Genomic DNA, 23123 nt, shown 5'->3' with positions numbered 1-23123 from the left:
GATGAAGCTCATCCAGGCTGCTGTGCTGGAACAACGGGAGAACTCACGGCCCTACGTCCAGCATCGGCCCTTGACACTGCGTGAAGTCCAGCTGGATGCGCCGGGCCCCGGGGAAGTACTGGTCCGCATTACCGCTGCCGGCCTGTGCCACTCCGATTTGTCGGTGATCGATGGGAACCGGCCGCGACCGGTGCCCATGGTCCTGGGTCATGAATCCGCAGGCATCGTGGAGCAGGTCGGTGCAGGGGTAGACCTTGAGATAGGCCAACAGGTCATCTCCGTGTTCTTGCCACGCTGTGAAAACTGCGCTGCCTGTGCCACCGGTGGCAAACTGCCTTGTACCGCTGGCACCGAAGCCAATACGGCTGGCACACTGCTGACCGGCGCTCGCCGACTACAGGTCGACGGCCACAGTGTCCACCATCATCTGGGAGTCTCGGCCTTCGCGCAATATGCGGTGATGGATGCTCGCTCTGTGGTGCCGGTCGGTAATGACGTACCGCCAGAAGTCGCGGCAGTGCTCGGTTGCGCGGTACTCACCGGTGGTGGGGCCTTGCGCAATGCGGCACGGGCCACCGGCTCCGAAGACGTGGCCATTGTGGGACTTGGCGGGGTAGGCATGGCGGCCTTGTTGGTGGCCGTGGGACAACGCACCACCGGCACAATTTTGGCCATCGATGCTAATGAGGACAAGCTGGCGGTGGCGCTGGAGCTGGGCGCCGATCAGGCCTGTACACCGCAGGAATTGCGAGGGTGCACCGCGTCGATCGTTATTGAAGCAGCCGGGCATCCCAGGGCTTTCGAAACGGCTCTGGAAGCTACCGCCGTCGGTGGAACACTGGTGACCGTTGGACTGCCAGCGCCCGGAGCAATGAGCAGTATTGAACCGTTATCACTGACGGCCGGGGCACGAACCATCATCGGCAGTTATATGGGTTCTGCCCTGCCAGCCAAGGATATTCCCTACTATGAGGGGCTCTGGCGAGCGGGAAAGCTACCTTTGCAACAACTGGTACGGACCCGGCCCATGGCGGAAATCAATGAGGCCCTCGATGAACTGGCCGAAGGACGGTCGGTACGCCAAGTGTTGTTGCCGCTCGACGTAGGATTGAGGGGTGACTGATTCGACCGCAGGCCCACGGGCCCTGGCTACTCTGACCGATATTCGGGTATTTGATTACCTGTGTGCTGCCCCGGCCACTCGCACCCAAATTTCCGCGGATCTTGGGATCTCCAAGCCTACGGCCTCCCAAGCGATCTCTCGGCTTGAAGAAAATGGGTTAGCTACCGCAATTGAGCGCCCATCAGAGACCAAGCGCGGTCGAACTCCGGAACGCTATGCCCTGCGTGACGACTTCGGCCACCTGCTGGCGTTGTGTCTGCAAGCGGAAGCCTTGCAGGTGCGAGCCACTTCCTTATCGGGACGTGTTTTGGTTGACCGGATGTACCCTTTGACCCCGAAAAGCAGTGCAGCCGAGGTGGAGAAGATGGCTGCCACCGAGATCGCTCGGGTGCATAAACAGCTAAAGTCACCGCTGTTGGCCGCAGGAGTCAGTCAGGCGGCCCCGGTGTTGCGTGCCGAGGCACAACGAGTGGTGCCCACCGTTATTTTCCCTGCGTCGGGTGCTAACCTAGCGGGTCTTTTTGATGCTGAAATTCCGGTCATTTTGGATAATGACGTGAACTGGATGGCGCTGGCAGAGGCCTCGGAGACCGAGGGGTCGTTGATGATGGTGTACATCGGTTCAGGTTTGGGTGCTGGACTGGTCATCGACGGAAAGCTTCACCGCGGACGACATGGCACGGCCGGTGAGTTAGAGAATCAATTGCTGGGGGATAAGAATCTTCGCGAAGTCCTCGGTGAGGTTGGCATGTTCCAAACTCGCATTTTGTGGGAGCGTCTGGCGGATCAACGAACCTGGCCGGGGTTCCTCAAACCACTGAGTCAGGTGCTAGCTAACCTGGTGGGCTTTGTTGACCCGCAACAGCTAGTGGTGACGGGGCCCGCGGTGAGTGAAGAATTGTGCGCAGCGCTGGCCGAAGAGTTGAACGATAAGTTGTTGGTCCCGGTCTCGGTGCGTCCTTCATCTCTTGACGCGCAATCTGCTGCGCACGGAGCGATTGCCGGTGCGCGGGAAGTCGCCTTACTTAATCTTTGGGAAAACTACCGCGAACGTTGACCAAACGGCGGAAGCTTTATATCGTAAAGAGTCCTTAAAATTTCTTTGCAACGTTGGGGAGAATCCTGATGGCAACATCTGCCGCACCGGCATCCAAGTCGCAGTTCGCTGCCATCGGCCTTGACATGGGCGGATCATCGATCAAGTACGCCCTGGTGGGAACCGACGGAAAACTTGTCGAAAGTACCTTTAATAAAGCGCTCACCCCTGAAGGTGCGCATCCAGAGGCTGTCGCAGAGGTCATGGCGCAAATTATTCGTGACTTACAAGAAGTCACGGGCGAAGATCTCGCAGGTCTGCCAGCAGGCGTGACCGTGCCAGGCATCGTCATCGACGGCGTCGTGCATTCGGCAGCGAACATCGACAAGGCCTGGATTGGCCTGGATGCTACCTCCATGCTCAGCAAGGTGCTCGAGCGCGAAGTCTACCTACTGAACGATGCAGATGCTGCCGGTGTCGCCGAAGTCTACGCAGGAGCAGGGTCCAAGGATGGCCAGCCACTGAAGGGCAGCACCTTGTTGCTGACCTTGGGCACTGGTATCGGTTCTGCCTTCTTCCGCGATGGGGTACTGTTCCCGAACGTTGAATTTGGACACCTAGAAATCGACGGTTTTGACGCCGAAAGTAAAGCCGCGGCCCGCGTGATGCGCGAAGAAAACCTGAGCTGGGAACAGTACATTGCCCGCCTGCAGCGTTACCTTTCCCATGTGGAATTCTTGTGTAGCCCTGACTTGATTGTCATCGGTGGCGCAATCTCCGAGGATCATGAGCATTTCTTGCCTAAGCTGGATCTGAGAGCAAAACTCGTACCTGCAGAATTCAACAACGCCGCCGGAGTGTTGGGCGCCGCTCATCGCGCTATGCATCCTGGCAATTAGGAACCCATGCACACGATTGACCCGAACGCCCAGATCAAACTAGTAGCTGTCGACATGGACGGCACATTTTTGGACGGTGAAGGTCAAATCCCAGATGAAGCCTGGGGCGTGATTGACCAGTTACAACAGCGAGGCATCAAATTTGTGCCCGCTTCTGGACGTCAATTTGCGACCCTGCGTGATCAGTTCGCCCCACTGGGAGAAATTGCCATCATCGCCGAAAACGGCACCGTCGTGATGGATGGAGAGAACGAGGTTTTCTCCAACATTATCCAGACCTCGTCGGTCAAAGCGGTCATTAAGGCCGTGCGAGAGCAGGGCGCGTTAGATGCAGGGTTGGTCTTGTGCGGACGGCGTACCGCGTATGTCGAGCGCACGGATGATAAATTCATGCAGGCGGTGGCCCACTACTACCGAGCCGTGCAGGTCGTTGAGAACCTTGAAGAGGTTCAGGACGAGATCATGAAGATGGCAGTAAACGTGGGCTCCGGCAAGGTTCAAGAAATGGCTGTAGCGCTTGATGTACCACTGCAGGTCGTAATCTCCGGTAGTCACTGGGTTGATGCCATGAATCATGGAGTGCACAAGGGGCTAGCTTTAGGCGCCCTGCAGAAAGAACTGGGCATCAGCGATGACGAAACAGTAGTGTTTGGCGATTACCCTAATGATCTGGAAATGATCAAGGCTGCCACCTATTCTTTCGCGATGGCCAATGCCCATCCCGAGGTGGCGCAAGCAGCAAACTTCAGGGCTCCAGCCAATACCGAGCACGGTGTCTTGCAGGTCTTGCGCGCATATTTGGACGGGCGCACACGGCTTTAAATACTTCTGCCCTCCATGTCAGGAAATCTCCTGGCATGGAGGGCAGAACTTATTGTGCGTAGATGTCTTTGGCTAACCGAAGCGCTGCCCAAGCTTTGGGCCATCCGACATAAAACGCCGCATGGGTGATCACTTCAGCGATCTCTTCGGCCGTTACCGCATTTGCCTTTGCCAGACGTGGATGATGTTCTAAGGAACTATCGAGAATACCGCTGGAGAGCAACGCGGTCACGGTGACAATGCTTCTGTCTCGGGCCGGTAGCTGCGTGGTGCGACTCCACACCTCGCCGAAGAGCACATCGTCGTTTAATGCTGCAAATTTAGGTGCAAATTCGCCCATGGCGTCGCGCCCAGCAGTGACCTTTTCAGTCATGAGTCATTCCTACTTTCCGCTGTAGACAGGGAACATGCTGGAATCACCATAATCGCGTTCGTGAAGATCCTGCAGGATCTGCATATCTGATTCTGAAATCTCAAAGTCAAGCGCGGCATTGGATTTCATGTGCTCAGGATTTGCCGTCTTGGGCAGGGAAACGGTCCCCAGCTGGATGGTGTACTTGATGCACAACTGTGGAACAGTCACTTCGTAGCGTGAAGCGATCTCGTTGATCGTATCGTTGCCAAGAATCTCACCGTGTCCGATGGGGGAGTAGGCCTGAACAATGATGTTCTTCTGCTGGCAGAAGTTGATCAACTCCGTTGGCGTGTTTCCCGCATGGACCAGAATTTGGTTGACCTGCGGAGCGATTTCAGCGTTATCGATGATGTTTTGCAGATCTGATTCGAGGAAATTGGAGACGCCGATAGAGCGCAACTTTCCTGCCTTATAGGCCTCCTCTAGGGCCTTCCACGCCGCGAGATTACCATCTGAGAAGTCATCGCCGCGGAACTGATCCCAAGGCTGTGGAGCATGGATCAGCATGAGATCCATGTAGTCCAGCCCTAGCTTTTCCAAAGATTCATCAATCGCGGCGACTGCTTGATCGTAGTCCTTGATCTCGGCAGCAAGCTTTGTTGAGACGAAGAGTTCTTCCCGTGGCACTGCACTGGAACGTAGACCTTCTCCCACGCCTCGTTCGTTGCCGTAAGCCTGGGCAGTGTCGATATTGCGGTATCCAAGATCAATGGCGGAGCGCACCGCAGCTGGTGCGGCCTCGTCATCAATAAACCACGTTCCCAGACCCAACTTCGGTATGGTCACCGAGTTGGACAGCGTATAGGTTTCCTTCAAGATGCTCATAGTTATTCTCCCTTGGATGCTAGCTGCTGGTAGGTCTCATCACTTACTGGTTCAAGCCATTCGTTGCGCAGGCCTTCGCCCGGGGTGATGTAGGCAAGATGGTTGAACCACTGCTCAGCCTTCGCGCCGTGCCAGTGCTTGGTTCCTGCTGGGACGCGGATGACGGTGCCTGGAACCATGCTGATTGGTTCTTCGCCTTCGGCCTGGTACCAGCCGGAACCAGCGGTACAGATCAGGATTTGGTCTCCGCCGCCCTCTTGTCCGTGGTGAATGTGCCAGTTGTTGCGGCACCCCGGTTCAAAGGTGACGTTATGCAGTGGAACGCTGCCTTCGGCTAGTGGAGCAAGGTAACTTTGTCCGCTGAAGTATTGGGCAAATCCGTCATTTGGCTCGCCTTGAGCGAAGGGTTGGTCAAAAGATTTTTCGGTCATCATGATTCCTTAGTGGTAGTTCACCTAGATGATGTGTGAGGACAAGGTTAGAGTGCGTTTCCGCCGACGAAAGTACGGAATTCGGAAGGGTTTTGGTGCAGGCCAAAAATGGTTTCGGCGAGGGCCGCTGGTTCATGATCTGGCTCGGACGCCCCGATAGCGTGCGGAATGATCAGTTGGGCTACATGGATGCCCTCGGGAGCGAGCGCGCCATGGAGTATCTGGCCATACGCGGACTCAGCAGCGAAGGCTACCGAAGTGCCGGTGACGTTGCCGTTGGGACGGACCGCACTGCTGCCATTGATCAGCAGGATGGTCCCATCGCCACGTTCACGCATAGCGGGAAGGACATGATTTATTGCCGTGACCGGCCCGTAGACCGACTGTTCGATGGGGCCGATCAGATCTGCCGCCGAAGTTTCGAGTACCGGCTTCATGAAGTCACCGGCTGGCACCGGCGAGTACTGGAGCACCTGAATTTCTCCGAGCTCAGCGGCTGCTTGGGTCAAGGCATCGCGCAACTGCTCAGGGTTGCGGGCATCTGCAGCGTATCCACGAGCAGTAATGTTTTATTCATTCAGTGACGCGGTTAGCGAGTCGAGATGATGCTGTGTTCGTGAGATCAGCGCGATAGAGAATCCCGACTGACCAAATTTCTGTGCCACAGCCAGTCCCAGTCCGGGACCTGCCCCAATAATCGCCACGGTGCTCACAAAGATTCCCTCCATCAACAATTTTGTGTCTTACATTTTCACTGTAAGCACTGAAAATCGTTTCAGGGAGACCCTGTGAGTACCACTAACGGGAAGGACCCGGCTAGCCGGAACGCGGCCGCACAGCAGGGCTGCGAACCTTTAGCTTTGAGCTAGTGAACGTGTTGGTGCGCTCTGCTCACTGGTTATCCACGACGCCAGAAGCTGGATTCGTTCTGCCGAAGCGGAGCCCGGTTCCGGTGCATAAATCGTTAGCGTATAACCATGCTCCGATTCCATGTCCATACCTTCGAAGGCCAAAGTCACTTCGCCGACTATCGGGTGGTGGAAGGTCTTGACGCCGCTTCCGTGATGACGCACGTTGTGCTTACCCCAGCGAGTGCGAAATTCGGCTGAACGGGTGGATAGCTCACCGATGAGGTCATGGAATTCTTTGTTGTGTGGGTCGCGAGCAGCTTCGGTGGGCAAGATCGCCACAGTAATATCAGCCATGACATCCCACTGCGGATAGAACTGTTTCGCACGCTCATCAAGGAAAGTGTGCCGGGCAAAATTCGGTTCCTGACCCGGGACATCATAGAGCTGAGAATAGAAGGCCTTGCCTACCGGATTGGCCGCTAAAAGATCAAGACGTCCATTGCGGACGAATGCTGGCCCTGCGGTAAATCCTTCCAACGCCCACTGCAACCCTTGGCTAGGAACCCAGTGCTTGGAAGATTGACGTTTTACCGGACGGCCAATGGGACCGGCAGCATCTGCCAGGTTAAAGAGGTGCGCGCGCTCGGCATCATTCAGTAGTAGGGCCTTGGCCACGGCATCAAGTATTTCCCGGGAAGCTCCGCTGATGCCGCCACGTTCGAGCTTGGTGTAATACTCCACGCTCATACCTGCCAGTACGGCGACTTCGGTACGACGTAATCCCTTGACTCGCCGGTTGGTGCCACGCGGCAGTCCAACTTGTTCGGGAGTTACTTTCTCTCGGCGCGAGGTCAAAAACTCGCGAACCTCACTACGGGTGTCCATAGCTTCGATAGTAAGACACGAAGGAGGTACCGAGACAGTCTCTCTCGGTACCTCCTTGGCGCTGACCTAACGCCCCAGATAGTGCAGCATACCGGCCACAGCGGCACGGACTCCGGTGTTCAAAGCGCCACGGTATTCCGGCAAGAAGAACGGGGAGTGGTTTACTGCCGGAGCTGGATCTTCGGGGGACGCCCCGCCGAACATCCAGAAAACGCTGGGAACGTTAATGGCATCACCTAACGCACCGAAGTCTTCGGAGCCCATCGCAGGAGGAACCAAACGGATGTTTTCTGCTCCGAATTCTTCACCGAATACCGAGACCAACGCCTCGGTATGCTGCGGATCATTGAATAAACGCGGGAAGGTGTAGAGCTCGGTGATTCGAGGTTCAGGAGCGTTTGATGCGGCAGCTTCAGCATTGATAATTCGGCTCACCGCTGAGAGGACTTGAGCACGCACCGATTCGGTGAGGGTACGAATATTCAGGGTGAAAACAGCAGTGTCAGGGATGATGTTTTCCTTCAACCCGGCATGGAATGACCCGCAGGTCACAACCGCAGAATCCAAGGGGCTAAGCTCCCGAGAGGTGATGGTCTGGAGCCGGGTAATAATGTTGGCGCCCAAAACGATCGGATCAATGGAGTCCTGCGGTTGCGAACCGTGAGCCTGTTTGCCATAGAGCGTGACCTCTAATGAATCGGCCATAGCCATGGCTGATTCCGGGGTCACACAAATGTTTCCCGAAGCAAAAGGGAAAACATGCTGGCCTAGTACCACCTGAGGGTGCGGAACCTTATCCCACAGCCCATCGGCAACCATCGCAGCAGCGCCGGCGCTAGTCTCCTCACCCGGCTGGAAAATGAAGATTACCGTTCCATGCCACGCATCGGTGTTGCGCACAAGAATCCGTGCGGCAGCCAAGGCGCTGGCCACATGGGTGTCATGCCCGCAACCGTGCATGACCGGCACATCGGTACCATCAGCCAGGGTGCCACGAGCGGTGGAAGCATAGTCAACGTTGGTCGCTTCCTGGATAGGTAGTCCATCACTGTCCGCGCGGAAGGCGACGACCGGTCCTTCACCATTGCGCAAGGTGGCCACGACTCCGGTTGAGCCGCAACGGAAATGTTCAATTCCTATTTCGCTCAGGCTTGCTTCGATAAACGCGGCGGTATTGTGTTCCTGCATGGACAGCTCCGGACTCTGATGCAGGTGCAGGTAGTCTTCGTGAAGCTTACTGGTTTCGGCGTCGGTGAGCTGGATAGTCTTCAGCATTGTTCTAGGTCCCTTAGCTTTCTGTTGAGTAGGTGGTTTTGCGGTTACGCAACAACCAGGAGAAGAGGATGGAGCAAATCACTACGATGGCGGTGGCAAACATTCCCAGGGTTGGGGCCAATGGCACGAGCACAAAGTTCATGAGCAGGGCCAGCACGATGGCGATCACCGTCGGGCGGAAGGACTTCATGGCCACGATGCTTTGCACCAGCACCGCACCCATCAGTGAGGGCATGATGTACAGTCGGGCCACCTCAATGACGTCGGCTGGGATCAGCGACACCAACCAGGTACCCAGTACACCGACGAGCAACAACAGGCTGGTCAGGTGAACGGTGGCGGCGCCACAGATCGCCATGACCGCAGCTAGATCACCGCGTTTGGTACCAGGCTTGGCGCCGATGGTGGATTGAGCGACGATGGCCGCCGGGAGCAATTTATTGGAAATGTTCCCGATCATGAACGCCTGGTACATCGCGGCAGAACCCAGGATAGGGAAGTAGGTCAGAGGCTCGACGAACCAGAGCACCCCGAAGGTTCCGGCCACTGCCAGGAACGCCACCCAGATCATGGACCCGGTGATTTCCAAACCACTGAAGAAGGCAATGTAGATAGGGCCGATCAAGGAGAGCACCAGACCAATGAGCATGGTGTTCCGGCCATAACGGCTGGTTTGCTTCTCAAAACGTGCGATCGAGGCGTCGGCGCTGGAAAGTTGTGATGTCGTAGTCATGATGGATCCTTAAGCGGTGTGCAGGAAGTATGCGGCAACAATGGAAACGACGATGGCGATGCCTAAAGCCCATTCCTTCAGCCACTTAATGTGCAGGACTTTGGCAAGGTAGAGGCACAGCCCCATCATGGCGGCCGAGATGCAAACCAGTATCAGGTGCACATTGGATTTTGGAAGTTCAGCAATAGTCAGAGCGCTGAAGGCACCAAGCAGGGCTGCGGTGGGCACCAATGCCATGACGGCCGGATTGCGCTTGGAGAGCGTATTTCCACCCTTTTTCAGTAGTGGAGTCATGATCAGTGTGCAGATCATCCACATGGCTCCCGACAAGCTCATGGCCATGAAGGCCACACCGAAGACTTGCTGGGTGTAGCTATCTCCGCCTAGGGCCGCACCCATGGTGCTTGCAGAAATACTGGCCGAACCGGTCTCAGCAGCGGCCGATCCGATCAATCCGATACGGACTAGAACTGCTGGAGTGCCGAAGAGTGCCAGCAACGCGATGGCCACAAGTACCACGGCGAGGGAGGGGCCGATTGAGGCGACGGCGCCGGCGCGGAAAGATTCTTTGACTTCTGCCAGTGGCATGTCCACGTGCGGTGCGGCTTTCTTGACGGCCCGCGAGTAGAGAATGCATTGGACGAAAATGACCGCAAAGACTCCCAACGCACAGAACCAGAGGACGGGCGAATTAGCTAATGCCCAGATGTCCGTTGAAGCTGGATCACCTGCTGCCAAGATTCTTTGCGTGGTCATGTGAACTCCTTGTCTCGGGCACCGCTTAATGTGATGCGCGTCTCTATGGAAGTCAACGATCCGCCATTCTCAGGCGGCAAACAAGATCTGGCAGATTTAGCCAGATTTTTGTCGAAAATCCCCAAATCTATCGATCTATTGCTTCTAAAACGGGGAAAAGCGCAAGGGATAACGCGAAATAATAGAGTTCATTGACGAGATATTCCTTGCCTAATACAGAATTTGGCCTGAGAGTGGAACCTATGGCTGAGAATGAAGTGCTGAGCGAGGTTGAACAACGAATCGTCATTGCCTTACAAGCAGATGGCAGAGCAACATGGCGAAAGATTGCCAAGGTCATCGGCGAACCAGAAAGAACCGTGGCCCGCTATGGCTCTGCACTCCTAGACGAGGGGAAAATCAAGGTGGCTGCCATCGCCCACCGGAAAGCGGCAGTGATCGCTTCGCTCAAATGTGCGCCTGGCACCATTCCGGTCGCCAGTGAAGCCATATCCCAACGTGCCGACACTTCCTTCACCTATATGGTCACTGGTGAAAGTGATGTTGTCAGCGAACTTCACTACGACGGTGGTCTAGAAGATATTCTGACCCTGCAGCTGCCAGCGACACCGGGGCTCAGCAGCATCCAGATCTATCCGATACTGAAATACTTCAAAACCATCCGCGCCTGGCGGGCCGGAGAACTGAGCGAAGCGCAAGAAGCAGCGCTAAGACCCAGCGCCGGCAGTGAACTTACATCGTGGAATCCGACAGAAGCCATGTCGCCCAGTGACCGTTTGATTGTGGACGTGCTGCGCACTAATGGACGGGCGAGTATTGACAGTATTTCGCGGCAAGTGCGGATGAGCGAAACCTCGGTCTCACGCAGGTTGGATAGTTTGCTTCGCGGAGAACACATCAGCATCCGCACCCTTGTTGACCCGGCCTTGATGGGATACCGGGTTGAAGCCTTGTTATGGATTCAAGTCTCACCGGCAAGTGTGGATGCGCTAGGAAATATGCTCAAGACCCTGCCTCAGGTCCGCTATGTTGCCGCGGTGGCTGGAGACGCACAGCTCCTGGTGGATGTCACAGTAGAAAGCCAACGCGATCTCTACGAATTCATTGCAGCCACCAACTGGGGCGAGATGGTCCAGCTACGCACGTCAATGGTGCTCGGAGCGCGCAAACGTGGTGGACGCATGGTCGAAGAATTACCCCACAACTAAGCATGCCGTTGATCAACGAGGGCTCGATGACCGGTTTCCAAGCCGGTGGGGAGACCTAGTCTAAAAGCTCGCCGACGCCATGAAGATCTATCTCACCGATGCGCACAAGATGTAGATACTCGTCGGGTGCCTCGTGCTCGGCGGCTTCACGAGTGAAATACAGCCCCGAAGGCCGCGGAAAATCCATGATCCCGAAAAGCAGATTCCCTTCGTTATCTACGTCGTATTGCTCCAAAGTGGTATGCGTCAGATACAGGGGCAGTGCTGTGGTGATGACGCCCTTCTGGGCGTCTGATACTTTGCGTTCTTCCCAACTGACGTTTACGTGGGGGTACTTTTCTTCGAGGGCAATGCATTCTTGTTCAGTTACTACGATTCCAATGATCGGCTCGAAGTGTTCCAGATCCGGATACGGGCTGCTTTGCTCACCCCACACCACATAGACTGTTGCTTCCGGGGACGATTTTGAAGCCACTCGATTCTTTATACCGGAGAAGAGGGAACTCCAAGATGGCATAGAACTATTTTCTCCTTGAGAACCACAACAGCAATCAGGCCAATCATACATTTGTCGTGAAAGGTATCCGACAGGAAGACCTCGGCCACCGTCTGCTACGAAACAATTCATCTATTAGTGGTCGCCATTTTCCTTTGAACTTGGGCAAGGTAAATGCCAGATGAAACTTTGGCGTGTAGGTCAACAAACTACGTAATAAGCCAATTTTTGCCCCGCTACCGCCGGGTAGTGACATATTCTCGCTCTACTGAGTGCACTGAAGACGACTCAGAAGGTTAACAACCAGTTAACCAGGCAGGTGAAAGGAATACCGGCAACCGTGAGCAAGAGGTTGACCTTCGGGAAGAAACAGGCTGTTGCAACTCCAGAAAGTGCATGGCGAAAACGCAAAGACGCGTGGGAGCACCTTGGATACGTGCTGAGTGAGATTTCCTCAGAACATCAAGATGAACCCGGTCGCAAGGAACACGAATTGGAAGCCGGTCGATTACTGGGGCTCTTAGCCGCGATCGAACCATATTGGGCAAACCCCGGCTTGGACTATTTCAACGAAGTTGCTGGACTCATGTCCAACGGCCACTACGCCGACGCAATGCAACTGGTCTACCAAGCCAACCAGTCATTCAGGACCACGACTCAATACGTTGATCTTGAAGGTCACGAGGGTGCCCAGGTCGATCCCGAGGAGCTGGGCAGCGGTGCTCCTAATGGAACGAAACCCTATGTGCCGATGGTCGAGATCCTACTGCTGGACAATGGGCCAGCCGATGAGATTCAACGATTCACCGAGGAACTGGCAGCGCAACGACAGCGCACCGATCCCTTCCATTACAACTTTATTGTGGTGCCTAGCGTTGAAGATGCGCTGGCCGCGGTCCTGATTAATCCCAGCATTCAGGGCGTGGTGCTGACCGCCCGCTTTGAATTGACCACCCGACGCAGGCTCTCTTCCACCCTGCAAAAATTCATTACTAATCGCACCGCCGGATACTTTGAATCAACCCGGCAGATCCAGCGATTGTTGGATCTAGAAAAGATCCTCGACAAGCTGCACCCGCAGCTTCCGGTGTACTTGATCGCCGGTGTCGCCTTGGAATCCATTGCTCACGAAATCACCGGTCGATTCCGTCGCATCTTCTCGCGCAATGATGGCATGGATCTGCATCTCTCTATCGTTGCCGAAGTCATCGAGCGGTACCACACGCCGTTTTTCTATGCTCTGCAGAAGTATGCCAAGCGCCCTGGCGGGGTATTCCATGCCATGCCAATTTCTCGTTCCGGCTCGGTGCAGAATTCTCCTTGGGCCCGAGACCTTGTGGAGTTTTATGGCAAGAACCTCTTGCTGGCCGAAACTTCGGCAACTTCCGGCGGGCTGGACTCCTTACTGGATCCGAAGAGCTCCATCAAGGACGCTCATGAATTAGCTGCCCGTGCCTTTGGCAGTCACCGCACCTACTTCGTCACCAACGGCACCTCGACGGCCAACAAGATCGTGCACCAATCGATTCTGGCCCCGGGGGATATCGTCTTGGTGGACCGCAACTGCCATAAGTCCCACCACTATTCGCTGGTACTGGCCGGTGCCCACGTGAGCTATCTAGAGGCCTACCCGCTCAATGAGCACTCAATGTACGGGGCCGTGCCACTGCGGGAAATCAAGAGCCGGCTCTTGCAACTGCGTCGGGAAGGCCTATTGCACAAGGTCAAGATGATCACCCTGACCAACTGCACCTTTGACGGAATTATCTATGACCCACGCAGGGTCATGGAGGAATGCTTGGCCATCAAGCCAGATCTGGTTTTCCTCTGGGATGAAGCCTGGTTTGCCTTTGCCAGTTTCCATCCGGTGTACCGGCAGCGTACCGCGATGAGCGTTGCGAAGGTACTCGAAGAGGATATGGAAACTGCCGAATACCAACAACGTTATGCGCAGCAAGCGAAGAACTTACCTGCGCCCGGGACCAAGAATGAGCCAGACAATGATGAAGCGTGGCTCAACAACCGTTTGATACCGGACCCAGAGCAGGTTCGGCTACGTGTGTATTCGACACAATCCACGCATAAGACCCTGACTTCCTTGCGTCAGGGATCGATGATTCATGTCTTTGATCAAGACTTTGCGATGCGTAATCTCAACGCCTTCCGCGAGGCGTATATGACACATACGTCAACCTCGCCGAACTATCAGATCCTTGCCTCACTGGATATTGGACGCCGGCAGGCAGAACTGGAAGGCTATGCCCTAGTGCAGCGTCAGGTGGATCTGGCACAGTCCATTTGTCGCGCCATGGCGCGCAACACCTTATTGGGCAAGTACTTCCGGATTCTTGATTCCAAGGATCTAATCCCCGACGAATACCGGTGCTCCAGCAGTGCGATGCCGGTCCGTGACGGACTCGCTGCGTGGGATGAAGCATGGCAAAACGATGAGTTTGTCGTGGACCCATCGCGTTTGACCCTAGATATCAGCAGGACCGGCGTGGACGGGGATACGTTCAAACACCAGTACCTGATGGATGGGCATTCAATCCAGGTCAATAAGACCAGCCGAACCTCGGTATTGCTCATGACTAATATCGGCACCACCCGCTCGGCGGTGGCTCACCTGATCGAAGTCTTGGTAAAAATCGCTGAAGAGCTGGAACGTAAAAAACGTCTTGACGGGCGGGTCCTGGCCATGGGAAAGACATTGGACCCGGACCAGATCTGCATGCCGGACTTTAGCTTTTTCGCGCCAGAATTTGATACCGGCGGCGGCAGTGGGGACTTACGCAAGGCCTACTATCTGACCTATCAAGATCCTGCGACGCACTTTCTGTCCTCGACCCAGATTCGCGAAAGAATCGAGTCCGGTCAGCAGATCGTCTCTGCTGTGTTTGTTACTCCCTACCCGCCAGGATTCCCTGTCCTCGTGCCTGGGCAAGTAGTCACGGTGAACATTCTTGATTACATGGACCGGCTTGATACCCGAGAGATCCATGGTTATCACCAAGACCTCGGCTATCAGGTATTCACCCTTGAATCCTTGGAGGAACTGAACAAGTAAGACAGCTCGCGGAGGCGCAAAAACGGGGAAACACCTACTGATGTGGGTGTTTCCCCGTTTTTAGCTGCGGTTGTTATTCATGATTTGCCAGGTAGTTGGAGACCGCTTCAAACGCCCTGATGGTAGGGAAGAGCTTTGAAGCGTCCTGTGGCAATGGCCAACTGGAGAGCTTGACCGCGACCATTTTGGTGGCCGGATCCATGTAGATCATTTGGCCATGGATCCCCAACGCTACCGCCGCATTGGTGACCGGATTCGGGAACCAGATCTGATTTCGATACCGGCCCCCTGGCATCATATTGTCACTGGGCGACTGAGCGAACGCCTGCAGCTGCAATGGATCTGCGGTGTAGGTATCGGCCAGCCAAGCCTCGGAAACGACCTGTTTTCCGGTCAAAGCGCGACCGCCGTTGACATACATATGTCCAAAGCGGGCAAGGTCGCGCAAGGTGGCATTAAAGCCACCATCAAACATGCCGGTTCCGAACTGATCCACACCCATGACAAGGTCTTGTTGAGCACCAATTTTTGACCAGATGTAGTCCGAGAGTAGTTCTTGCATCGGCGCGCCACCAACAGATTCGAGAACCCATCCTAGAACGTCGGTTTCACACGAACGATACTCAAAAGGACCACCATGGGCGGACTTTGCCTGCAGCGTCCGCAAGAATTCGTACATGCCGATAGGCCCGATGGTTCCGTGCGAAGGGGCCCACCCGATGGCTTCCTCAAGCAGTCGGACTTCGGCACCCGGGTCTAGATACTCTTCCGAGAATTTAATCCCAGAACGCATATCCAAAATATCCCGCACACGCGCCCCGGCATAACCACTGGTGGCTAGCGCCGGCACATACTTGGTGATCTCTTGCTCCGGGTCTAACAGGTCCGCGTCAATGAGCGCACCTGCCAAGGTACCAACCAAAGTTTTACTCACCGACATCAGCAGATGATCGGTCAGCGAAGTCATGGTGTTGTAGTACTTTTCCCAGAGGATTCGGCCGTTGTGCATGATCAGCACCGCGTCGGTGTTTGTCGCGTGCATGACCCCGCGCACGGTCAACGCCGGATCGGTGATGCTGGCCTTCGCCACTTCCAACTTGCCCATTTTTTCTTCGGCCAAGTGCAATTTCACAATGGGGCCGTCACCGCGCGAGACCTTCACCGTGGGGTGAATACGAGCGATGTTCTGGAAGGAGCGTTTGATGTTCTGCGGGTACTGCCAGGTAGCGATGTTCAGCGCATTACTGGAGTCACCGGAGGTATTGGCCGACTCGGGTGCGGCGGCGTCGGTAGCCTCAGTCGCCATGCTCTGCCGTTGGAACGTCAATGCCCTTGTACTGAGAGCGGATAGAGGAGATGAAGTGCTTGGCGTCAATGCTGAGCTTTGTCTTCTTCTTGCCTTCGTATTGAAGTTTGGCCTTGGTGACCAGGACCCCAAGGTCGGCCCCTTTCCAGCGGTAGTCTTCCACACCATAGATGCGCAGGAAGAATGCTTCTTTATGAGATTGCAGTTGGTGCCAGTCCAAAGCGGCGCGAGAGAACTGTAGCTTCCCCCGCGAATCTAGGAAGTACTTTCCGGTACGTGGTGCGTGGGTGATGTATTGGAGAATGTCATCGGTTTCTTTGATGATCATGTGGCTCCAAATATCAGCTCCACTCATTTCTTCCCAGCGTTCGTTGATTTCATCAACGTCCAACTCAAATTCGACATCCAAGAATTCGAGGAGGTGGAAGAGGAACAGCGGCACATCGGCGTAGGCGCCGGCGGTGACGTTGGTGATGGCGCTGGCGCCGGAGATTCGTGGATTCAGTTCGCCGAGGTAGACCTCGTCGGTATCGGTATCAACCAGAACATCGACCTCAAAGAAGCCTCGGTAGCCGGCGCTTTCTAGGCCGGTGCCGACCTTACGAACCAAATCGATGGTGCGTGAACGTTGCGAATCGGTGAGGACATCTGGGTGCATTTCATTGCCACACCAGCCGCCCTTGTAAGGGGTGAGTTCTTTGTAACCGGCCAGTTCGGTCAGGATCGGTCCCACCACGGTGCCGCATCCGGTCAGGACGGCTTCTACGGCAACCGGCTGGTTATTGATCCGCTTCATGACCTTCAGCTCTTCGCCGATGATGTTCTTGGAGTACTGCTTCCACTGCTGCTTGGAGTCGATGAAGAAGGTGGTCTTTCCCGAATCGCCGTACGGGGTCTGGACGACCAGATCATCACCCAGCCCTGCTTCATCAGCCAGCGCCATGAGCTCATCGTAGGTCGATGCCTTGCCCAGGATGTTGGGGACCGATGGGGCACCGGCGGCGTTGCCGAGCTTGGTGGTGACAATCTTCGAGTCAAGTTCCTCGCGCAGGGCGGCGGAGGGCAGGATCAGGTCATAGCCCAGTTCCTCGCAGATGGCTTCGGTGTCCTCATCGAAGAACACCATGGCAATTTTGGGCCGAGGCCCGCCTGGGGTGCACTGGGAGTCGATGTATTCGCGAACTTCCGGGTTTTCCAGCAGCCAGTTGTTGATCTCTTCGGCGCTCTGGAACTCGATGTAGGGCTTCTCGGCTGGAGTGAAGACGCGAGGGTGGTGGCCATCCCAGCCGTCGTAGTAGGTGATGTAGCTGAACTTGCGGACCCAGCGGTCCAGGCCGAGCAGGTTGACCGGGGTAGCACCGAGGAAGAATATGGGGGTCTTGTTGGTGCGGAAGAAATGGCGGACTTCGCTCATGTTCTTCAGCTTGCGTTCAAAGGGCAGGACCTTGTTGGAGATCGCCTCTGGCATTTCCTGGTTGTAGGCGGCATCAACAGCCACGTTCGCGCTCAGATGATCTGTAGCGGTGCGTGCCTTGTGACGCAGCTTGTCCAGGTCGCTTGGCTTGGGCATGCGGGGACGAGAAGCCGGGGCGTGGGCTTCAAGGATATTGGCCATGATGTGTTGCTGTCCTTTGAAACTGTCTGAAGGAGGTCGAGGGCACGATAGAATGCGTGACAGTTTCATGCTCAATGCTGTCCGTGAGCAACAGAGACTTTTGCGATGAACGCGCGGTGAACATTGACCCCGCACCGTGGACTTTGGCCTATGACTAGGCAAAAGACCCGGATGCGGGGTCAATGGGCAGGCAACGTTACCGACTATTTCGACAGGCTAGCCAGCGATGGTGGCCGCAAAATCCGTTTCCTGGAATTCAAAACCTGCCTGGGCCAAGACTTCGCTGGTGACTTTTCGGCCGGTCAGGGCCACCCGCGCATTGGAGCCCATGACGGCGGCGCCAATCCTTGGCAGAACCGACCCGGTGGGCAGGCCTGGCAGTCCGGCGATGGATCGCAGGGCGGCCATGACTTCGGTATTCCGCAATGGCCAGGGACTGGTTCCATGTACCAAGCCGGCCGGGATTTGCGGCTCTTCTAGTCCGAGCATGCAACGGATCAGGTGCAGCCAATCTTGCAAGCCAATCCAGCTGAACCACTGTTGTCCGTTGCCCATTGCTCCGCCCAGGCCGGTATTCACCAGCATGTTCAGCGGACCGAGCAGCGGAGCATCAGGGTGCATCACCAGCGAGGTGCGCAGGATGTAGCGTTGCTCGGCGTTCACCTCTGCTTCATTAAAGGCCTGCTCCCATGCCGAAGCGACGCCGGTCATTTCGGGCAGCGCCCGGTGGTCGCTGGGGATGGGGCTGGATTCGGTCAGCTCGGCTTCGCCGGCATCGCCGAAGATCGCGGTGGTGCTCGACTGGATCCAGGTGGCCAGCTTCGGTGCCGAGGCCGCGGCCTGAGCCAGAGTCTGGGTGGAGGTCACTCGCGAGTCGGTGAGGGCTGCGATGTTGGCCGGGGTGTTGCGCTTGTCCACGCGCTCTCCGGCCAAATTGATCAGGTGGACCGGGTGGTCGCTGCGCAGCGCGCCGGTCCATGGTCCTTGGTGCACGCCGTCCCAGATGAACTGTTCGGCAGGGAAATCGGCCTCCGCCTTGCGGGTAAGCACCGCTACCGGCAGGCCTCGGCAGACCAGGTCGGCGGCGAGGTTGCGGCCGAGGAATCCGCGGCCGCCGGAGATCACGATCTGGGCATCGCGCTTGCGGTGCGCGGTGGGCGCAACGATCTTGTAGAGCCGTGCCGCTGCCACGGCGAAGTCCTTGCACAAGGCGTTGGCGACGGTGAACTTGAACGCCGTGGTGCCGGGCCCGGAGAGCTGGACGGTGAAAAGCACCAGGCAGCCATTCTCGTGTTCATCGACCTGCCAGCGCAGGGTCATTTCGCCTGCTGGCTGTGGCTGGGTGAACTCGACCATGCGTGTTTGATGATTGCGCCGGGTGATGGTTCCGGACGGTGCGGTGTTGCGGTGCAGCGGGCCGAAAACCTTGCCCGGGGCAAGCAGATCCACCTTGGTGCCAACGCCTCGCTGGTCATCGTGGACGACGAAGCCGTCAAAGCTTTTCATCCAGAGGCCCGTTTGCGAAAGGTTGCCGACGATGGAATAGACGGCTTTGGGATCTGCGGCCAGGAACTGGGTTTCGGTGCGCTGCCAGTGGGTGAATTTATTCTGGGTGCTCATCGTGGTAGTTCCTTCCAGCTCGGGACATCGGGCATAGCTCAAGGCTACTGTGCTCGCACCGGTTCAGCACCCACGACATCGGCGCTGAGAGCGGAACGCGGAATGTGAACGGTTGGGTGGGCTCGGCTGGAGTGGGTAGTGGACTAGGTGGTTTTCCATAAGCAGAAGACGCTTTCCGTTTATGGGAAACAACCAATGGCTTTCCTGGTCTTTCTCTGTGTTATCGCACTTCTTCGTAGCACCGCAGGACTCAGGGCTTTCAGTGTGCCCGTGCTGACGGCACAGGAAAGCGGCTCATCCCAATCGGGGGTGTAGGAGTTGGGGTCTGAAGCCGCCGGTCTCGAGCAGGCTTCGGGCGATGTAGTTGGTCAGGTTGCGGAACCCGAGTGCGGAGCCACGCAGGTGTTCGAGCCATCCGTTGAGCGCCTCGGTCGGCCCGTTGCTGGTGCCGGGTCGTTCGAAGTAGGCGAGCACGTCAGCGGCTCGCTTCTTCAGGGTCCGGCCCAGGGTGGTGAGCTCGGTGAGCACCTTGGGGACGCCGGCGCTGAGGTCGGTGATCAGCTTCTCCATGAGCTCGCGGCCACGTTACCGGTCCTCGTGGCGATAGGTGGCGATCATGCGCTGGTAGACACCCCAGGTCGCCTCGACCTCGACGTGAGCGTCATCAACGAACAGCGCGCGTAGCCTGTCGCTCGGCTTGTCGGTGAGCAGGTCCGCGCTGGTGTGCAGCGTGTGCCGCGACTTGTAGAGCGGGTCGTCCCTGAACCCACGGTGCCCGTGGATCGCGAGTTGGACCCGGCGCCGGCACCTGTCGAGGGCGTCACCGGCCAGGCGCACGACGTGGAAGAGACCCATCACCGTGACCGCGTCCGGGATCTCCTCTGCAGCGGCGGTCTTGAACCCGGTGAAGCCGTCCATCGCGACCACGTCGACCGCGTCACGGAAGGCATCGCCGCCTTCGACCGGCCCTCGACCATGTCCAGCAGCCTTGCTGTGCCGGCGCCATCGCGGACCGGGGTGAGGTCGATGATCACGGTGACGTACTTGTCGCCACGCCTGGTGTGGCGCCAGACGTGCTCATCGACGCCAATGACCTTCACGCCCTCAAACCGCGTGGGGTCGTTGATCAGCAGCCGCTTGCCTTCAGCCAGGACCGCGTTGTTGGCGGTGTCCCATGCGACCCCGATTCCCTCGGCGACACGGGCGACGGTGAGGTGTGCGACCACGATCCCGTCCAGCGCCCACCGCAGCCCGGTGCGCGAGAGCTTCGCGCGTGGCTCCGCCGCGGCGCTGGTGTCTTGGCGCCACACGTGTCCGCAGTCGGCACAGCGGTAGCGGCGCACTACAACTTCCAGCACGGTCGGTCGCCAGCCCAGCGGCTCCTGGGCCAACCGCCGGATCACGGTGTCACGAGCAGCGTCTTCGCTGCCGCACCGTCGGCACCACTGATCAGGTTCAAGTCGTTGTCCGGTCACGCTCAGACCGAGGCCGTCGAGTCGAGCGAAGGCGGTCAGGTCAGGGCGGCCGAAGCCGGCCGGCGGGGTAGCGTCGGACACGTCGAGGTCTTTCGGATGGATGGCGTAGGAACCTCCGTCGTCGGGAGACCTCGACGTCTATCTGCGGACCGACGCGCCCGGCCGACCTACACCGTCATCTGAGAAGACCCCTGAAACGTCTTCGACGACGACGGGACCGGCGAGGAGGAGGGCGCGGTGAGCTAAAGGAATGTAGCTTACTCGGCTTCGACGCCGCCGCAAGCTCCGGTGAAACGGTCGGTACTGGTCGGTCGTCGTCGGTCACCACCGGATGGCGGCGTCCCCCCACGCTCGGCGTTTGCGCAGGTCAGCGGCTCGTTCGCCCAGTGGGCGCATCAAGCGATAGACGCAAAGCCGACGTGATTCGGTCGTCGGTTCGATTCCGACAGGCGGCTCCGGGGAACAGCCCCTGCCCTGCGGAAACGCAGGGCAGGGGCTGTTCGGTTCTGGTGGTCGCGCGATGCGCTGGCCTCACGGCTCTGCCCGACACCGACGTCGCTCTCCTCTGCGACGGACCCCTCGCAGGCTGAGCGCTCGCGGCCGGCATCCTGTCCGTGTGCCGATAGGCCTCGCACCGCTCGGCAACGCAGCGTGGCGTTGCGTCGCGACCTGGCGACGGCTCGGCGGGGCGCGATGGTCTCGTGCGTTGGCTGACTACGGGAGCTTGGACGCGAGGACGTCGGCCGCCAGGATCTCGGGTGCTGCGCTGAGGAGGTGCTGGTTGGCCATCAGGGCTGCGACGATGGCGCCGTTGGCGTGGGCGTCGCGAGCGGCCTCGTCGGGGAATGCATCGAAGATCCAGAAGGTGTCGGCGTGGGTCCTGACCGCGAACCAGACAATCGTTCCTACTTCTTCGTTGGCGAGTGCGACAGCGCCGGCGAGCAGATCGGCGAGCGCGTCGTGCTGTCCATCGGCCGCGACGATCTTGGCGACGAAGGCATACGGAAGTGATGCGGGTGTTGACATGAGGGGTTCTCCTTGAAGTCGTGGTTCTTAGTGGTACGTGTTCAGCTTATGACGCGCGAGGGCCGGTGGGTAGTGGCGTATACGGCAGTATTGCTATTGTTTACGTCATGCGTATAGGACTGATCGCGATCGACGGCTGCTTCGGTTCGGCTATCGCGTCGATCATCGACATCGTGCGGGTGGCCGACGGAGCCCGCGGCGATGTCGACCCGCGGATCGACCCGATCGAACTCGCCATCCTTGGACCGAAACGGCGAGTGACCACGACGGCATCGATGACCCTGTCGGTGGACCACCCGCTGTCGGAGTCCGGAGAGTTCGACGTGGTCGTCGTCCCTGCGCTTGGAACCCTTACGGCCGCCGCTACCAAGGACGCCCTCCAGAGCCGAGATGCTCGTTCGGTCATCGCCTCGCTCGGGCGCCTCGACGAGGCGGCCACCCGGATCGCCGCGGCGTGCACCGGCGTGTTCGCTGTCGCCGAGACCGGACGGATGCATCATCGACGGGCGACGACCAGCTGGTTCCTGGGGCCGGAGTTCCTGAAGCGCTATCCGACCGTCGACCTCAATCTCGACACCATGGTCGTGGTCGACGGGAACCTCGTCACCGCCGGCGCCGCCTTCGCCCACATCGACCTCGCGCTCTCACTCGTGCGATCGATCAGCCCCGACCTGGCCCAACATGTCGCCAAGCTCCTCATCATCGACGAGCGTCCGTCGCAGGCGGCCTTCGTAGCCTACGAACATCTCCGGCACGAGGACCCGATCGTCGTCGAGTTCGAACGCTTCGTGCGCGCCCGCCTGGACGAACCGTTCAACGTCGCGTTCGTCGCGCAGTCGCTCGGCACCAGCCGGCGCACCCTCGAACGACGAGTCCGTGCGGCGCTCAACCTCACTCCGCTCGGCTTCGTCCAACGGCTTCGCATCGAACGAGCTCGGCACCTCTCAGCAACCACGGACCTCACCTCCGCCGAGATCGCGCTACGGGTCGGCTACGCGAACGCCGAGACTCTGCGCTCCCTCCTGCGCAGGGAGCGACGCCGTTCCTGACCTATCGCCATGCCTTAGAACCACCTCTCAGCACGTCGGGTCGACGCTCCTGCGTCGCCCCTGGACGCCCCACTCGACACGCCCGCAGCACAGGCCATGCGACGTGCCCCGGCTTCCCGGACGGTCGGGGTTGGGTGGCTATGATGTCGCTGCGTTCTCGTCGAGAGGATCAGCAGACCCGATCAGGGTCGATTGGGATGAGACGCGAAG

21 protein-coding genes and 1 pseudogene are annotated in these 23123 nt (G+C 57.8%); 7 read left to right on the top strand and 15 right to left on the bottom strand.

Features of this window, described 5'->3' with window-relative positions; all coding sequences use genetic code 11:
- The first annotated feature begins 1 nt into the window (after position 1).
- The 4 genes from QMQ05_RS13405 to QMQ05_RS13390 all read left to right on the top strand — a co-directional run bounded on the left by QMQ05_RS13405 (position 2) and on the right by QMQ05_RS13390 (position 3880).
- A complete protein-coding gene (locus QMQ05_RS13405; RefSeq protein WP_345470774.1) occupies positions 2 to 1123 on the top strand; it encodes an alcohol dehydrogenase catalytic domain-containing protein in 1122 nt (373 codons plus the stop codon).
- Positions 1116 to 2180 (top strand): ROK family transcriptional regulator, encoded by a 1065-nt coding sequence (locus QMQ05_RS13400; protein WP_345470772.1) that lies wholly within the window; start codon positions 1116 to 1118, stop codon positions 2178 to 2180. Before QMQ05_RS13405 ends, QMQ05_RS13400 begins: the two co-directional genes overlap by 8 nt.
- 68 nt (positions 2181 to 2248) lie before the next feature.
- On the top strand, positions 2249 to 3058 hold the full coding sequence (gene ppgK, locus QMQ05_RS13395; RefSeq protein WP_345470770.1) for a polyphosphate--glucose phosphotransferase: 810 nt from the start codon (positions 2249 to 2251) through the stop codon (positions 3056 to 3058).
- Between the two features lie 6 nt (positions 3059 to 3064).
- Positions 3065 to 3880, top strand: a complete 816-nt coding sequence (locus QMQ05_RS13390; RefSeq protein ID WP_345470768.1) for an HAD family hydrolase — start codon at positions 3065 to 3067, stop codon at positions 3878 to 3880.
- Between the two features lie 49 nt (positions 3881 to 3929).
- Here QMQ05_RS13390 and QMQ05_RS13385 read toward each other — a convergent pair whose 3' ends face one another.
- The 9 genes from QMQ05_RS13385 to QMQ05_RS13345 form a co-directional block, all read right to left on the bottom strand.
- Positions 3930 to 4253: a carboxymuconolactone decarboxylase family protein gene (locus QMQ05_RS13385; RefSeq protein WP_345470766.1), complete on the bottom strand. Its 324-nt coding sequence runs from the start codon at positions 4251 to 4253 to the stop codon at positions 3930 to 3932.
- 9 nt (positions 4254 to 4262) lie between these two features.
- On the bottom strand, positions 4263 to 5120 hold the full coding sequence (locus tag QMQ05_RS13380; RefSeq protein WP_345470764.1) for an aldo/keto reductase: 858 nt from the start codon (positions 5118 to 5120) through the stop codon (positions 4263 to 4265).
- A gap of 2 nt (positions 5121 to 5122) precedes the next feature.
- Positions 5123 to 5554, bottom strand: coding sequence for a cupin domain-containing protein (locus QMQ05_RS13375; RefSeq protein WP_345470762.1), 432 nt, complete (start codon positions 5552 to 5554; stop codon positions 5123 to 5125).
- 44 nt (positions 5555 to 5598) lie between these two features.
- On the bottom strand, positions 5599 to 6117 hold the full coding sequence (locus QMQ05_RS13370) for an SDR family oxidoreductase (protein ID WP_345474750.1): 519 nt from the start codon (positions 6115 to 6117) through the stop codon (positions 5599 to 5601).
- 3 nt (positions 6118 to 6120) lie between these two features.
- Positions 6121 to 6264 (bottom strand): SDR family NAD(P)-dependent oxidoreductase, encoded by a 144-nt coding sequence (locus QMQ05_RS13365; protein ID WP_345470760.1) that lies wholly within the window; start codon positions 6262 to 6264, stop codon positions 6121 to 6123.
- Between the two features lie 141 nt (positions 6265 to 6405).
- Positions 6406 to 7287 carry a helix-turn-helix transcriptional regulator gene (locus QMQ05_RS13360; protein WP_345470758.1) on the bottom strand — a complete coding sequence of 294 codons (882 nt, stop codon included), beginning with the start codon at positions 7285 to 7287 and terminating at the stop codon, positions 6406 to 6408.
- A 66-nt stretch (positions 7288 to 7353) separates the two neighbouring features.
- Positions 7354 to 8562 carry an amidohydrolase gene (locus tag QMQ05_RS13355; protein ID WP_345470756.1) on the bottom strand — a complete coding sequence of 403 codons (1209 nt, stop codon included), beginning with the start codon at positions 8560 to 8562 and terminating at the stop codon, positions 7354 to 7356.
- Between the two features lie 13 nt (positions 8563 to 8575).
- Entirely contained in the window at positions 8576 to 9295 is a 720-nt protein-coding gene (locus tag QMQ05_RS13350) for a hypothetical protein (RefSeq protein ID WP_345470754.1), read from the bottom strand.
- A 9-nt stretch (positions 9296 to 9304) separates the two neighbouring features.
- Entirely contained in the window at positions 9305 to 10051 is a 747-nt protein-coding gene (locus QMQ05_RS13345; protein ID WP_345470752.1) for a DUF5058 family protein, read from the bottom strand.
- 242 nt (positions 10052 to 10293) lie between these two features.
- Here QMQ05_RS13345 and QMQ05_RS13340 point away from each other — a divergent pair, with 242 nt between their 5' ends.
- Positions 10294 to 11259, top strand: a complete 966-nt coding sequence (locus tag QMQ05_RS13340; protein WP_345470750.1) for an Lrp/AsnC family transcriptional regulator — start codon at positions 10294 to 10296, stop codon at positions 11257 to 11259.
- 55 nt (positions 11260 to 11314) lie between these two features.
- On the opposite strand, the gene QMQ05_RS13335 is transcribed toward QMQ05_RS13340, so the two are convergent.
- A complete protein-coding gene (locus QMQ05_RS13335; protein WP_345470748.1) occupies positions 11315 to 11734 on the bottom strand; it encodes a hypothetical protein in 420 nt (139 codons plus the stop codon).
- A gap of 361 nt (positions 11735 to 12095) precedes the next feature.
- Here QMQ05_RS13335 and QMQ05_RS13330 point away from each other — a divergent pair, with 361 nt between their 5' ends.
- The gene (locus tag QMQ05_RS13330) at positions 12096 to 14822 is read left to right on the top strand and encodes an aminotransferase class I/II-fold pyridoxal phosphate-dependent enzyme (protein WP_345470746.1); all 2727 of its coding nucleotides are present in this window, start codon (positions 12096 to 12098) and stop codon (positions 14820 to 14822) included.
- Between the two features lie 73 nt (positions 14823 to 14895).
- Here QMQ05_RS13330 and QMQ05_RS13325 read toward each other — a convergent pair whose 3' ends face one another.
- The 5 genes and pseudogenes from QMQ05_RS13325 to QMQ05_RS13305 all read right to left on the bottom strand — a co-directional run bounded on the left by QMQ05_RS13325 (position 14896) and on the right by QMQ05_RS13305 (position 21864).
- Positions 14896 to 16128, bottom strand: a complete 1233-nt coding sequence (locus QMQ05_RS13325; RefSeq protein WP_345470744.1) for a serine hydrolase domain-containing protein — start codon at positions 16126 to 16128, stop codon at positions 14896 to 14898.
- Positions 16118 to 17743, bottom strand: coding sequence for a biotin carboxylase (locus QMQ05_RS13320; protein ID WP_345470741.1), 1626 nt, complete (start codon positions 17741 to 17743; stop codon positions 16118 to 16120). The genes QMQ05_RS13325 and QMQ05_RS13320 overlap by 11 nt, the downstream gene beginning before the upstream one ends.
- Before the next feature lie 216 nt (positions 17744 to 17959).
- Positions 17960 to 19363, bottom strand: coding sequence for an NAD-dependent epimerase/dehydratase family protein (locus QMQ05_RS13315; protein WP_345470739.1), 1404 nt, complete (start codon positions 19361 to 19363; stop codon positions 17960 to 17962).
- Between the two features lie 294 nt (positions 19364 to 19657).
- Positions 19658 to 20919 (bottom strand): annotated as a pseudogene (locus tag QMQ05_RS13310) (ISL3 family transposase).
- A 633-nt stretch (positions 20920 to 21552) separates the two neighbouring features.
- Positions 21553 to 21864, bottom strand: coding sequence for a putative quinol monooxygenase (locus QMQ05_RS13305; protein ID WP_027020518.1), 312 nt, complete (start codon positions 21862 to 21864; stop codon positions 21553 to 21555).
- Between the two features lie 107 nt (positions 21865 to 21971).
- Between QMQ05_RS13305 and QMQ05_RS13300 the strand changes: the two genes are divergently transcribed.
- Positions 21972 to 22913, top strand: a complete 942-nt coding sequence (locus QMQ05_RS13300; protein WP_345470736.1) for a GlxA family transcriptional regulator — start codon at positions 21972 to 21974, stop codon at positions 22911 to 22913.
- The last annotated feature ends 210 nt before the right edge of the window (positions 22914 to 23123 follow it).

Source organism: Glutamicibacter sp. B1 (genome assembly GCF_039602135.1).
GTDB classification, from domain to species: domain Bacteria; phylum Actinomycetota; class Actinomycetes; order Actinomycetales; family Micrococcaceae; genus Glutamicibacter; species Glutamicibacter ectropisis.
Note: the sequence above shows the minus strand (reverse complement) of the source record. Positions and strands in the feature narration are given on the sequence as shown.